This is a genomic window from Pseudomonas sp. XP2 (assembly GCF_053557975.1).
In genome coordinates this window covers 33107-46951 of the sequence record NZ_JBNRIK010000024.1, presented here as the reverse complement: position 1 = coordinate 46951, position 13845 = coordinate 33107, and the positions used below count along the sequence as shown (strand labels likewise).

8 protein-coding genes are annotated in these 13845 nt (G+C 64.3%); 3 read left to right on the top strand and 5 right to left on the bottom strand.

The annotated features are described in order from the left end of the window. The first annotated feature begins 50 nt into the window (after window positions 1-50). Window positions 51-2705, top strand: a complete 2655-nt coding sequence (locus ACK1VC_RS22155) for a sensor histidine kinase (protein WP_016488253.1) — start codon at window positions 51-53, stop codon at window positions 2703-2705. Further along, window positions 2702-3397, top strand: a complete 696-nt coding sequence (locus ACK1VC_RS22150) for a response regulator (RefSeq protein WP_016488252.1) — start codon at window positions 2702-2704, stop codon at window positions 3395-3397. The genes ACK1VC_RS22155 and ACK1VC_RS22150 overlap by 4 nt, the downstream gene beginning before the upstream one ends. A gap of 64 nt (window positions 3398-3461) precedes the next feature. Here ACK1VC_RS22150 and ACK1VC_RS22145 read toward each other — a convergent pair whose 3' ends face one another. Continuing rightward, window positions 3462-4367, bottom strand: a complete 906-nt coding sequence (locus ACK1VC_RS22145; RefSeq protein WP_023047871.1) for a LysR family transcriptional regulator — start codon at window positions 4365-4367, stop codon at window positions 3462-3464. Window positions 4368-4729: 362 nt separating this feature from the next. After that, a complete protein-coding gene (locus ACK1VC_RS22140; RefSeq protein ID WP_191086810.1) occupies window positions 4730-7660 on the bottom strand; it encodes an aminotransferase in 2931 nt (976 codons plus the stop codon). A 191-nt stretch (window positions 7661-7851) separates the two neighbouring features. On the opposite strand from ACK1VC_RS22140, the gene ACK1VC_RS22135 reads away from it, so the two are divergent. After that, window positions 7852-10041, top strand: coding sequence for a TonB-dependent receptor (locus ACK1VC_RS22135; RefSeq protein WP_191086809.1), 2190 nt, complete (start codon window positions 7852-7854; stop codon window positions 10039-10041). 99 nt (window positions 10042-10140) lie between these two features. Here the strand turns inward: ACK1VC_RS22135 and ACK1VC_RS22130 are convergent, their stop codons facing one another. The 3 genes from ACK1VC_RS22130 to ACK1VC_RS22120 are packed head-to-tail and all read right to left on the bottom strand — an operon-like array spanning window position 10141 to window position 13844. Then, entirely contained in the window at window positions 10141-11748 is a 1608-nt protein-coding gene (locus ACK1VC_RS22130; protein WP_102689787.1) for an ABC transporter ATP-binding protein, read from the bottom strand. A 1-nt stretch (window position 11749) separates the two neighbouring features. Beyond that, window positions 11750-12769: an ABC transporter permease gene (locus ACK1VC_RS22125; RefSeq protein WP_449118045.1), complete on the bottom strand. Its 1020-nt coding sequence runs from the start codon at window positions 12767-12769 to the stop codon at window positions 11750-11752. A 1-nt stretch (window position 12770) separates the two neighbouring features. Next, the gene (locus tag ACK1VC_RS22120; RefSeq protein ID WP_191086808.1) at window positions 12771-13844 is read right to left on the bottom strand and encodes a microcin C ABC transporter permease YejB; all 1074 of its coding nucleotides are present in this window, start codon (window positions 13842-13844) and stop codon (window positions 12771-12773) included. Window position 13845: the final 1 nt, after the last annotated feature.

The following is a 13845-nucleotide window of genomic DNA, read 5'->3' as shown; positions in this document are numbered from 1 at the left end:
CCCGCTCCCACAGGTACGGTGCTTGCCCCTGAAATAGCAAAGGATGAAACATGAGTGATTCCGCCCGCGCAGATGCGCTGTTGGCTAACCTCCCGCGCACCGGCCGGGGCCGGCTGAAGGTGTTTCTTGGCGCCGCGCCCGGCGTGGGCAAGACCTTCGCCATGCTCCAGGCCGCCCACGCCCAGCAACGCCAGGGCGTGCAGGTACTGGCAGGCGTTGTCGAAACCCACGGCCGCGCGGAAACCGAAGCGCTGCTTGCAGGTCTCCAGCAGCAACCTCTGCTGCGCAGCCAGTACCGCGACGTCACCCTTGAAGAAATGGACCTCGACGGCCTGCTCAAGGCCGCGCCAAAACTGGCCCTGGTGGACGAACTGGCCCACACCAATGCCCCCGGCAGCCGCCACGCCAAGCGCTGGCAGGACGTACAGGAACTGCTGGCCGCTGGCATCGACGTGTACACCACGGTCAACGTCCAGCATCTGGAAAGCCTCAACGACAAGGTGCGTGACATCACTGGCGTACAGGTGCGTGAAACCCTGCCGGACTGGGTGCTGCAGGAAGCCTTCGAACTGGTGCTGATCGACCTGCCACCCCGCGAACTGCTCGAACGCCTGCGTGAAGGCAAGGTTTACGTGCCCGAGCAAGCGCGGGCGGCCATCGATGCGTACTTCTCGCAAACCAACCTCACCGCCTTGCGCGAACTGGCCATGCAAACTGCCGCCGCACAGGTCGATGCCGACCTCGCCGACGGCTATCGCCAGCGTGGCCAAGAGGCCCCGGCCTTGCGCGGGCGGCTTCTGGTAGGCGTGGACGGCGACGACCAGGCCGAACGCCTGGTGCGCCATGCCAGCCGCGTGGCGCAACGCCGTCACCTGCCCTGGAGCCTGGTGCATGTGGACAACGGCCGCTTGCGCGACGAAACCGCGCGTCACCGCTTGCAGGCCGCGCAGCAGCTGGCCGAGCGCCTGGGCGGCGAGGTGGTGCTGCTAAGGGCTGGCGAAGTGGCGCGCACGTTGATCCAGCATGCCGCCGAACGGCGGGCCAGCCTGGTGCTGGTGGGGCAGTCCCGTGACCGCCTGCGTCGTCGCCTGTTCGGTGCCGGTGTGGCTGCGCGGCTGCTGCGCGAAAGCCATGGGCTGGAAATCAACGTGCTGGACCGCGACGTGCAGCCGCAAGCACCGCGGTCGGCGGTGCGGCGGGTGTGGGTGTGGCGCCACTACCTGCTGGCGCTGCTGGCCACGGTCATGGCGGCGGGGCTGGCCTGGGCGGTGTCGAGTGTGTTGGCGCTGCCCAACATCTCGCTGGTGTTTCTGGCTGCGGTGTTGCTGGTGGCGGTGCGCAGCAGCCTGGGGCCTGCGCTGGCGTGCGCCGCGCTATCGTTCCTGACATACGATTTTTTGTTCATTCCACCCAATTTCTCGTTCAGCATCCAGCGCGAAGAAGACGTGCTGACCCTGGTGTTCTTCCTGCTGATGGCCGCGCTTACCGGCAATCTGGCTGCACGCCAGCGCCGGCAGTTGCAGGCGCTACGCGAAACCCAGGCGCAGACCAGCCAGTTGCTCGACCTGTCGCGCCGACTGACCGTGGCCACCGACCGCCAGGCCGTGTTCAGCGCTGCGGGCCAGCACCTGGACGGCTGGCAGGACATGCAGGTGTGCCTGCTGGAGCGCAACCCCGAAGGCCAGCTGCAGGTGGCCAGCGGCGAAGCCCACGCCTTCAGCGACACCGAACGGGCTGCCGCCGATTGGGCCTGGCAGCACGGCCAGGCCGCTGGCCATGGCAGCGACACCTTGCCCAATGGCCGCTGGTGGTGGTGGCCGCTGGCGGTGGACGAACAGCCTTTGGCACTGCTGGGGGTGCGCCCGCGCAACGGGCAGCCGCTCAACGACCCACGCCGGCGCCTGCTGACGGCCCTTGGCCAGCCACTGGCTCAGGCCCTGGCCCGCGCCCGCCTGGCCGAGCAGTTGGAGGCTGCGCGCCTGCATGGCGAAACCGAGCAGCTGCGCAGCGCCTTGCTGGCGTCTGTCTCCCACGACCTGCGCACGCCGTTGACCGCCATGCGCGGCAGTATCGACAGCCTGCTGGCGTTGGGCGAAGCGATCCCGCCTGAAGACCGCCGTGAGCTGTTGGAGGGCACACGCAACGAGGCCGAACGCCTCGACCGCTATATCCAGAACCTGCTGGACATGACCCGCCTGGGCCATGGTGGCCTCAAGCTTGCACGCGACTGGGTAGCCCCGGCCGACATCGTTGGCAGTGCGCTCAACCGCTTGCGCGTGGTGCTGGCGCCGCTGCGGGTGCACACCGACGTGCCGGCCGAGCTGCCCTTGCTGTTCGTGCATGCGGCACTGATCGAACAGGCGCTGGTCAACGTGCTGGAAAACGCCGCACGCTTCTCCCCGGGCAATGGTCGGCTTGAGCTGCAAGTGGCCGTGCATGAAGACCAGTTGCGCTTTACCGTCAGCGACCAGGGCCCTGGCATTCCGGTCGCCGACCGCGAGAAGATCTTCGACATGTTCTATACCGCTGCCCGTGGTGACCGCGGCGGGCAGGGCACAGGCCTGGGCCTGGCAATCTGCCAGGGCATGATCGGCGCCCATGGCGGGCAGATTCTGGTGGGCGAAGGCATCGATGGCCAGGGCACCGGCATCACTTTATGCTTGCCGCTACCCCCTCAACCTGAAGCCGAAAGCGAAACCCCATGAGCCAGTCCGCCACGCTGTTGGTCATCGACGATGAACCGCAGATCCGCAAGTTCCTGCGCATCAGCCTGGCCTCGCAGGGCTACAAGGTGCTCGAAGCTGCTACCGGCCAGGAAGGGCTGGCCCAGGCTGCTCTGGGCAAGCCGGACCTGGTGGTGCTCGACCTGGGCCTGCCGGACATGGACGGCCAGCAGGTGCTGCGAGAGCTGCGCGAATGGAGCGCGGTGCCGGTGATGGTGCTGTCGGTGCGCGCCAGTGAGGTGCAGAAGGTGGATGCGCTGGACGGCGGGGCCAACGATTACGTGACCAAGCCGTTTGGCATCCAGGAATTTTTGGCGCGGGTGCGGGCCTTGCTACGCCAGGTGCCACAGGCCGGGGGCTCGGAAGTGGCAGCCAGCTTTGGGCCGTTGACCGTGGATTTTGCCTTTCGCCGGGTAACCCTCGACGGTGTGGAGGTGGCGTTGACGCGCAAGGAGTATGCCTTGCTGGCGCTATTGGCCGGGCACCCAGGGCGGGTGATTACCCAGCAGCAACTGCTCAAGGATGTCTGGGGGCCTACCCATGTGGAGAATACCCACTACCTTCGGATCGTGGTCGGGCATCTGCGGCAGAAGCTGGGCGATGACCCCACGGCGCCACGGTTTATCATCACCGAGGCAGGGGTGGGGTACAGGTTGGTGGCGCCGCCCATCTAACTCCCCCTTGCGGCAGCATACTGGCTGTGCCGTTGATCGCGGGCAGTTACGTCCGCAAGGGGCGTCAGGCTCTGGGTGGCTCCTTCTCGAAGAGCTGGCGCGTGACCTCCAGGTAACGCCTGGCACCGAGGCCCAGCGGCCGTGACTTGATCCAGATGATGTCCACCCATAAGCGCAGGCGGCTGGCCATGTTGTCGAACCTCACTTCTGCCAGTGCACCCGAAGCAATCAGCGGTTCAACCAACGGCTGCGGCAGGTAGGCCCAGCCCAGCCCGGACTGCACCAGGTCCAACGTGGCCAGGTAGCTGTCGGTCAGCCAGATGCGCCGCGACAGCACCATGCGTGGGTCCGAGCCGGTGGCCTTGCCTGAGGCTACGATGATCTGCCGTTGTTCGGCAAAGGCCTCCTCAGGCAATGGCGTGCCGCTATTCTGCCCGGCCGGATGGCGTGGTGAAGCGACGGCCACCAGCAGTTGGCTACCGGCTTCGAGGAACGACTCACGTTCGTCGATGCCAGGCCGCTCGAACACCAGTGCCAGTTGCACACTGCCGTCATGCAAAAGGCGAATGGCTTCGGTCTGGGTGGCCGAACGTACCTCGATTTCCAGGCTGGGAAACGCTTGGGCGAGGGTCTCCAGTGGCTGGCTCCAGCGGCCGGTCTGCAGCTCGGGCGCCATGGCGATGGTCAGGCGCTTTTCCAGGCCTTGGTGCAATTGCAGGGCTTGGGCATCCAGCAGGTTGAGCTGGCAGATCACCTGCCTGGCCTGGGGCTCCAGCGCCAGGGCGGCGCTGGTGGGCAAGGCTTTGCGTGTGGCCCGGTCGAACAGCGGCAGGTCCAGCTCGGCTTCCAGTTGGGCGATTGCCATGCTCACGGCCGAAGGCACACGGCCCAGCTTGCGCGCTGCGGCGGAGAACGAGCCGGCATCCAGCACCGCGAGGAAAGTTGCCAGGGAGTCGCTGGAGAAGGCCATGGTCGGTGAACCTGATGTTGGGGCGCTGTGAGCGAATAGTAATGGATGGAATTGCCAAGGGTAGGGCTTGAAGTATTCGGTGTTTGTGAGATCGAGCGCCGCCCGCGCGGCGCATCGCGAGCTGCGCTCGCTCCTACGTTTGTTTCGGGCCAATAATACCTGGGGCACTTGCGCGCGAACGCTTTGGTGTATGACTCAGTATTGCGTCGTACGAGCAAGGCGGTCGCGCGCGCTTGTCACAAGCGTTACTGGCCAGAAACTAATGTAGGAGCGAGCACAGCTCGCGATGCGCCGCGCGGGCGGCGCTCGATCTCACAGGCGACGAACTTCCAAGGGCCAACGCTCCAGCCTCACCCAGATCTCTACAGCCCTTCGCCCAGCACCCGGTCAATGCTGTCGACAAAGTAGTCCACGCTCGCCCGGGTGGTGCACATTGGTGGCTTGATCTTGAGGATGTTCAGGTAGTCGCCGGTCGGCTGCATGAAGATGCCCAGGTCACGCAGGCGATTGCACAGCGTCATGGTTTCTGCGGTGGCCGGCTCCAGGGTTGTGCGATCGCGCACCAGCTCCAGCCCCAGGTAGAAGCCCGAGCCATGTGCCGCGCCAGCCAGCGGGTGCTTGTCGACCAGCGCCTGCAGGCGGGCCTTGAAGTAGCGGCCGGTGTCGCGGGCGTTGTCCCACAGGCCTTCTTCCTGCATCACATCCAGCACCGCCATGCCAATGCGGCAGCTGACGGGGCTGCCACCGGCCGAGGAGAAGAAGTAGCCCTCGGCTTCCAGCGCCTCGGCGATTTCACGGCGGGTGATGACCACGCCCAGTGGCTGGCCGTTGCCCATGCCCTTGGCCATGGTGATGATGTCGGGCACCACACCCTGTTCCTCGAAACCCCAGAAGTATTCGCCCAGGCGACCATAACCCACCTGTACTTCGTCGGCGATGCACACCCCGCCACGGGCGCGGACCTTGGCGTAGGCATCGCGCAAGTAGCCGGCCGGTAACGAGATGCCCCCGGCATTGCCGTACACCGGCTCGCAGATGATACCCGCCAGCTGGCGGTTACGGGCATCGAGGTCAGCCAGTTTGGCGTCGACGTCCTGCAGGTAGTCGGCGGCGCTATCGGGCCCGCGGAAGCGGCCGCGGAAGGTGTTCGGCGCTTCGACCGGGTGTACCCAGTCCGGGCGGGTTTCCAGGGCTTGCGGGTTGTCGGCGATCGACGTGGAGATGGCATCGGTGGCCACCGACCAGCCGTGGTAGGCCTCCAGCACACTGAGCAGGTCACGCCCGCCGCTGTAGGCCCAGGCCAGGCGGATGGCCAGGTCGTTGGCTTCGGTACCGCTGTTGACCATGAACACCCGGTCGAAACCTTCGGGGGCCAAGTCCAGCAGCCGTTCGGAGAACTCGGTGATGGCTGCGTAGTGAAACCGCGAGTTGGTGTTCAGCAGTGACCACTGTCGTGCCGACTCGGCGACCATGCGGGGGTGGCCATGGCCCAGTACCGCGACGTTGTTCAGCATGTCGAGGTAAGAGCGGCCCTGCATGTCGATGAGGTAGTTGCGCCAGCCGCGTTCGATGTGGGGTGGCTGCGCGTAGTAGTGCTTCTGCGAACGGGCGAAGCTGGCATCGCGGCGTGCCAGCAGGGCCTGCGGATCAGGCAGCGGATCGGCATCGCAATCGAAGCCCAGCAGTGCGGCTGGTGACGGGCACAGCGCCAGCCAGGCGGCAGCCTGGGACGGGGTGGCGAAGAATGGCGGCTGAATGCTGTTGTCCAGGCACAGCTGCACGCTGAGGAAACCGCAGCTGATGCCCAGCGACTGGCCTTGTTCAACGGCCAGGCCATTTGCCGGGGCATTTTCCAGACCCTGCAGCCACAAGGCCCAGTGCGCGGTGCGCAGGCAGCCACGGCCATCCCCATGGCGATGCCAGGTGCCCGCTGCCGGCGCTTGCACCGCGCTACCGTTGGCTACATGCAGCTCTACGCCAAGGGCGCAGGTGGCTGGCTCCTCGGGGCGGTCGATATGGGTTTGCGACAGGCGATACTGCCCGTGCAGGCTGCAGGCCGGGGCAGGGTGCAGGGTTAGCAGGCGTTGGTCGAAGCCGGGTTGCTCCCAGTTGCCCGCTTCACAATGCTTGCTGAGCACACCGAGGTCGATGCGCGTCACAGGTTGCCCCGCCAGTTCGGGCAGCAGGGGCGTGCAGCCGTTCAGGTCTGGCGTGGCGGGTTGCACGCCGGCAGCCTGCAGGATGGCCGCTTGCATGAGTGCGAAAGGCACGGCGGTAGCGGTGTCGAAAATTTCCCACTCATGGGCCACGTTGTCGCGGGTGTACTGGTTACCCGGGTCCACGGCCAGTTGCTGCGCGCTGCTCAGCACCAACACTGCCGCGCGGTTTAGTACCAGAGGCCACAGGGCACGCAGCTCGGCGTCGGTCAGCGGGTTGAGCGCCTGGTAGGCGCTGACCGCCGGCAGGACCCGCAGCGGGTCGCCTTCGGCGTGGTGCAGCAGTGCTGCACAGGTCACTGACAGGTCGGCGATGCGCCAGGTGCGCAGCAGGTCGCCGAAGTCGATCACCCCTTGCAACTGCCACTGGCGCTCGCCGTCAAGGGCCCACACGGTGTTGTCGTCGGTGATGTCCAGATGCACGGCCTGGCTTGGCAGTTGCTCGGCAAGCGGGGCGAGGTGTTGGGCGGCGACGCCGGTGGCGTGTTCGATGCGGGCGCGTTGCTCGCTGTTGTCCAGTACGGGCAGCAGGTGCTGGATCAACGCCTGGGCGTGTTGCGGGTCCCATTGCAGGGTGCGCGCAAGGCCGGGGTGGTCGAAGTCGGCCAGGGTGCTGTCGAGCCGCGCACACAGCCTGCCCATTTCGGCCATCAGCTGCGCCGGCATGTGCTTGAGGCGCGTCAACGGTTGACCTTCGATGTAGTCGAGCAGGCGCACGCGCAGTGGTTGGCCATCAAGCTCCACGGCCAGCAAGTTTTCGCCGCTGTGCGCCGCACGTACGGCAGGCACCGACAGGCCGTGTTCACGCAAATAGGCGAGGGCGGCATGCTGCGCCTCCAGCTCCAGCTTTGCGTAGCTGCCATGGCAGGCCTTGAGTACGAACTGCCCTTGGGCCGTATCGACCCGGAAGTTCAGGTCCTGCTGGCTGCCCAGTGCCGACAACCCACCGGCAACGCCGTAGTGCATCTGCAACAAGGCATGTGCCTGGGTTTCGCTGAGCGTGGGGCCGGGCAGGCTGGCGCGCTGGATCATCTGCTCAAGGGCAGGGGAGACGTTCTTTTGTGGATGACTGGGCATGGGCTCTACCGTTGAAGCAGGAGTGACAGCAGCGACTGTATGCCCGATCTGACTGATGATGAAAGACGATCGTGATCAGAAATCCTGATAAGTGGCGGCCCTTTGCCACAGCCGCAGGTTGATGTTTGTGTTTGGTAAGCATTACCATTTGCGTTCTGTTTCACATCCTCCGCGCTGTCAGGAATTATCCCATGCCTTCCCGTGTCCCCTCGCGTCCCGCATTACTGGCGATCTGCTGTTCCGTAACCCTGATGGCGCAGGCTGCCGAACCGATCCAGCTGGAGGCGACCGATGTCAGCGCCGATGCCCTGAAAGCGCTCCCCGACGCATTGCCCGACGAGTTTGCCGGCGGCCAGGTGGCCCGTGGCGGGCGAATGGGCGTGCTGGGTAACCAGGACTACATGGATGTGCCCTTTACCATGACCAGCTATACCGCCAAGGTGATCGAAGACCAGCAGGCGGAAGACATCGGTGACGTCCTGGCCAACGACCCCTCGGTGCGTGAATCATTCGGCTTCGGTAACCAGTCCAAGGTCTTCGTGATCCGGGGGTTGCCGCTGGCCGGCGATGATATTTCCTTCAATGGCCTGTACGGCATCTTGCCGCGGCAGATCATGTCCACCGACGGCGTCGAGCGGGTCGAAGTGTTCAAGGGGCCCAATGCCTTCCTCAATGGCGTGAGCCCGACCGGCACGGGCCTGGGCGGCAACGTCAACCTGCAGCCCAAGCGCGCCGGTGATGAGCCGACCCGCCGCTACACCCAGGACATCAGCGCCGATGGCCGTATTGGCGAGCACCTGGATATCGGCCAGCGCTTCGGTGAGGACAACCGTTTCGGCGCGCGCCTGAACCTCAGCCAGCGCGAAGGTGAAACTGCCGTGGATGACCAGGACCAGCGCACCAAGCTGTTCACCGCTGGCCTGGACTACCGTGGCGACAACTTCCGCGTGGCGACTGACATCGGCTACCAGAAACAGCGCATCAACCATTTGCGCAATTCCGTGCGCCTGGGCAGTACCACGACCAAGGCCCCGACCGCGCCGGACGCCAGCCACAACTATGGCCAGAGCTGGAGCTACAGCGAGTCGGAAGATACCTTCGGCATGGTCCGTGGCGAATGGGACCTGAGCGACAACTGGACCGCCTACCTCGCCGGCGGCGCCCGGCACACGCGCGAGCAGGGCACCTACGGTACCCCGGTACTGGTCGGCAACAGCGGTGCAGCGACGATGACCCCTTCGGACATCGTGCACGGTGAAGACAACACCAGCTTCAGTACTGGCCTGAATGGGCGTCTGCAGACCGGGCCGATCAGCCACCAGATCGCCTTGGGGGCCAATACCATGTGGACCCAGGCGGAAAACGCCTACACCTTCTATTCGCCGGTCAGCACCAACATCTACGACGGCGTGCAAAAGGCCAAGCCGGGCACTGTCACCAGCACGGGTGGCGAAATGGGTGACCCCGGTGTTACCGGCAAGACCCGCGCGCGGAGCATCGCCATTTCCGACACCATTGGCGTCTTCGATGATCGCCTGTTGCTGACTTACGGCTTGCGACGGCAGCAGCTGCGGGTGGAAAGCTATACTTACGATGGCACGACCTCTCAAGGGCAGGCCAACCTGGCGAATGACGGCAGCCGCAAAGGCGACCCGTACGAGGAGTCGATCACCACACCGGTGTATGGCATCGTGTTCAAGGCCACCGACAGCATTTCCTTGTATGCCAACCGCATCGAAGGCCTGGCTCAGGGGCCAACGGCGCCAGCCAATGTGTCCAATGCCAACGAGATGTTCCCGCCAGGCCGCACCAAGCAGCTTGAGGCTGGTATCAAGTTCGACCGACAGACCTTTGGTGCGAACCTGGGCGTATTCCGTATCGAGAAGCCTTCAGACGGCTATACGTTGAACAATGTCTTCATTCGCGACGGTGAACAGGTCAACAAAGGCCTGGAGTTGAGCCTGTTCGGCGAGCCGGTCCAGGGTCTGCGCCTGATGGCTGGCGGCACGCGCATGACCTCGGAGCAGAAAAAAACAGCCAACGGCAGCAACGATGGCAACCATGCCATTGGCGTGCCGACGTTCCAGCTCAATGCCAGCGTCGACTGGGACGTGCCTGGTGTACCTGGGCTGGCGCTGAATGCGAGGATGCTGCGCACCGGTGGCCAGTTCGTCGATGCGGCGAACAACGTCAGTTTGCCGACCTGGAACCGTTTCGATGCCGGTGCCCGTTACAAGTTGAAGGTAGCGGAGAAAGACCTGACCCTGCGGGTGAATGTGGAAAACCTGACCAACAAGAACTACTGGGCCTCGGCTAACGGTGGTTACCTGACCCAGGGTGATCCGCGACTGGTGAAGTTCTCCGGCACCATTGACTTCTGATAATCCGGCCGGTGGTGGTGCGGTGTCGCGTAAATCGAGCGCCGCCCGCGCGGCGCTGGATCTGCAACGTGCAACAAGGAGCGAGGCAAACACGCACCCCTACGAAACTTCAACCTCTAAAAACGCCGCCTCCAGCAACTGTCGCGTGTACGGGTGCTGCGGCGCATGGAAGATCGCCTGCGCATCCCCTTGTTCAACCACCTGCCCATGCTTGATCACCATCAACTGGTGGCTCAGCGCCTTGACCACCGCCAGGTCATGGCTGATGAACAGGTAGGTCAGGTTGTACTTCTGCTGCAGACTGCGCAGCAACTCGACCACCTGCCGCTGCACGGTACGGTCCAGCGCTGACGTGGGTTCATCCAGCAGAATCAGTGCTGGTTTCAACACCAGCGCCCGGGCAATGGCGATGCGCTGGCGCTGGCCGCCGGAAAACTCATGGGGGTAGCGGTGGCGTGTGCGGGGGTCCAGGCCTACCTCCTCCAGGGCCGCGATAATCGCTGCTTCCTGTTCCTGCGCGGTGCCAATGCCGTGAATGCGCAGCCCTTCGCCCACAATGTCCGCCACGCACATACGCGGGCTCAGGCTGCCAAACGGATCCTGGAACACCACCTGCATTTCCCGCCGCAGCGGCCGTACGGCCTTCTGGTTCAGCCCTTGCAAGTCCTGCCCATGGAAACGGATGCCTCCCTGGCTGGAAATCAGCCGCAGGATCGCCAGACCGAGCGTTGACTTGCCCGACCCGGACTCCCCGACAATCCCCAGCGTTTGCCCTTGGGGCAAGCTGAAGTTGACCCCGTCCACGGCCTTTACATGGTCAACCGTGCGCCGCAGCAGCCCCTTCTTGATCGGGAACCACACCTTGAGATCATCCACCTCCAGCAGTGGCGCGCCGACCGGGTTGTGGGCCGGCAGCCCGCTGGGCTCAGCATTGATCAGCATCTGTGTGTAGTGGTGCTGTGGCGCGCTGAACAGCGTGGCACATTCGGCTTGCTCGACAATTTTCCCGCGCTGCATCACGCACACGCGGTGGGCGATGCGACGCACCAGGTTCAGGTCATGGCTGATCAGCAGCAGCGCCATGCCCAGGCGCGCCTGCAGTTCCTTGAGCAGGTCGAGAATTTTCAACTGCACGGTCACGTCGAGCGCCGTGGTCGGCTCATCTGCAATCAGCAGTTCAGGCTCGTTGGCCAGTGCCATGGCGATCATCACCCGTTGGCGTTGCCCGCCCGACAGCTCATGGGGCAGGGCCTTCAAGCGCTTGTGCGGCTCGGGAATGCCGACCAGATCCAGTAGCTCCAGGGTGCGAGCGGTCGCTTCCTTGCCGCTCAGGCCCTTGTGCAGCAAAAGGATTTCGTTGATCTGCTTCTCGATGCAGTGCAGCGGGTTGAGCGAGGTCATCGGCTCCTGGAAGATCATCGCGATGCGGTTGCCTCGGATTCGCTGCAAGGTCTTCTCGTTCTGCTGCAGCAGGTCCTTGTCCTGGTAACGGATGCTGCCGCTGGGGTGGCGGGCCAAGGGGTAGGGCAGCAGGCGCAGGATCGAGTGCGCGGTGACCGATTTGCCCGAGCCGCTTTCGCCCACCAGCGCCAGTGTCTCGCCTTTGCGGATATCGAAGCTGATGCCGTCTACCACCCGGTTGATCTGGTCCCCGGTCACGAACTCCACTGCCAGGTCCCGCACTTCGATCAGGTTCTGTTCACTCATGTCACTTCCTCGGGTCGAAGGCATCGCGGGCGGATTCGCCGATGAACACCAGCAGGCTCAGCATCAGCGCCAGCACCGCAAAGGCGCTGATGCCCAGCCATGGCGCTTGCAGGTTGGACTTGCCCTGGGCTACCAGTTCGCCCAGCGATGGCGAACCGGCGGGCAGGCCGAAGCCGAGGAAGTCCAGGGCAGTGAGGGTGCCGATAGCGCCGGTGAGAATGAACGGCATGAAGGTCATGGTCGAGATCATGGCGTTGGGCAGGATATGGCGGTACATGATTGCGCCGTTGCGCATGCCCAGGGCACGGGCGGCGCGCACGTATTCCAGGTTGCGCCCGCGCAGGAACTCGGCGCGGACCACATCCACCAGGCTCATCCACGAGAACAGCAGCATGATACCCAGCAGCCACCAGAAGTTAGGCTGCACAAAGCTGGCCAGGATGATCAGCAGGTACAGCACCGGCAGGCCCGACCAGATTTCCAGGAAGCGCTGCCCGGCCAGGTCGACCCAGCCGCCATAGAAGCCCTGCAAGGCGCCGGCGATGACGCCGACGATGGAGCTGGCCACCGTCAAGATGAGGGCGAACAGTACCGAAATGCGAAAGCCGTAGATTACCCGCGCCAGCACGTCTCGGCCCTGGTCGTCGGTACCCAGCCAGTTATCGGTCGAGGGCGGAGCGGGGGCGGGCACGCGCAGGTCGTAGTTGATGCTTTGATAGCTGAACGGGATTGGCGCCCACAGCACGAAGCTGTCTTTCTTCGCCAGCAGTTCGCGGATGTACGGGCTTTTGTAGTTGGCCTCCAGCGGGAATTCGCCGCCGAAGGTGGTTTCCGGGTAGCGCTTGAACGCCGGGAAGTACCATTCACCGTCGTAACGCACGGCAACGGGCTTGTCATTGGCGATCAGCTCAGCGCCCAGGCTCAGGCCGAACAGGATCAGGAACAGCCACAGCGACCACCAGCCACGGCGGTTTGCCTTGAAACGCTCGAAGCGCCGGCGGTTGAGGGGGGACAAGGCCATGTCAGTGCTCCCGGCTGGCGAAGTCGATGCGTGGATCGACCAGGGTGTAGGTCAGGTCGCCGATCAGTTTCACCACCAGCCCTAACAGGGTGAAGATGAACAGGGTGCCGAAGACCACCGGGTAGTCGCGGTTGATGGCCGCTTCGAAACTCATCAGGCCCAGGCCGTCGAGGCTGAAGATGACCTCGATCAGCAACGACCCGGTGAAGAAGATGCCGATGAACGCCGACGGGAACCCGGCAATCACCAGCAGCATGGCGTTACGGAATACGTGGCCGTACAGCACCCTTGGCCGGCTGAGGCCCTTGGCCTTGGCGGTGACCACATATTGCTTGTTGATCTCGTCGAGGAAGCTGTTTTTGGTCAGCAGGGTCATGGTGGCGAAGTTGCCGATGACCAGTGCGGTGATCGGCAGCACCAGGTGCCAGAAGTAGTCCAGCACCTTGCCGGTGGTGCTCAGTTCGTCGAAGTTGTTGGAGGTGAGGCCACGCAGCGGGAACCAGTCGAAGTAGCTGCCACCGGCGAACAGCACGATCAGCAGGATGGCGAACAGGAACGCCGGGATGGCATAGCCGACGATGATCGCCGAGCTGGTCCACACGTCGAAGTGGCTGCCGTGGCGCACGGCTTTGGCGATGCCCAGCGGGATTGACACCAGGTACATGATCAGCGTGCTCCACAGCCCCAGCGAGATCGACACCGGCATCTTCTCCACGATCAGGTCGATTACCTTGGCATCGCGGAAGAAACTGTCGCCGAAGTCCAGCCGGGCGTAGTTCTTGATCATGATCCACAGGCGCTCGGGCGGCGACTTGTCGAAGCCGTACATGCTCTCGATTTCGGCGATCAGCGCCGGGTCCAGGCCCTGGGCGCCACGGTAGTTGGAGCCGGCCACGGAAACCTCGGCGCCACCTCCGGCAATGCGGCTGGTGGCGCCTTCGAAGCCTTCGAGCTTGGCGATCATCTGCTCGACCGGGCCACCGGGTGCGGCCTGGACGATGATGAAGTTGATGATGAGGATACCGAACAGGGTCGGGATGATCAGCAGCAGGCGGCGCAGGATGTAGGCCAGCATC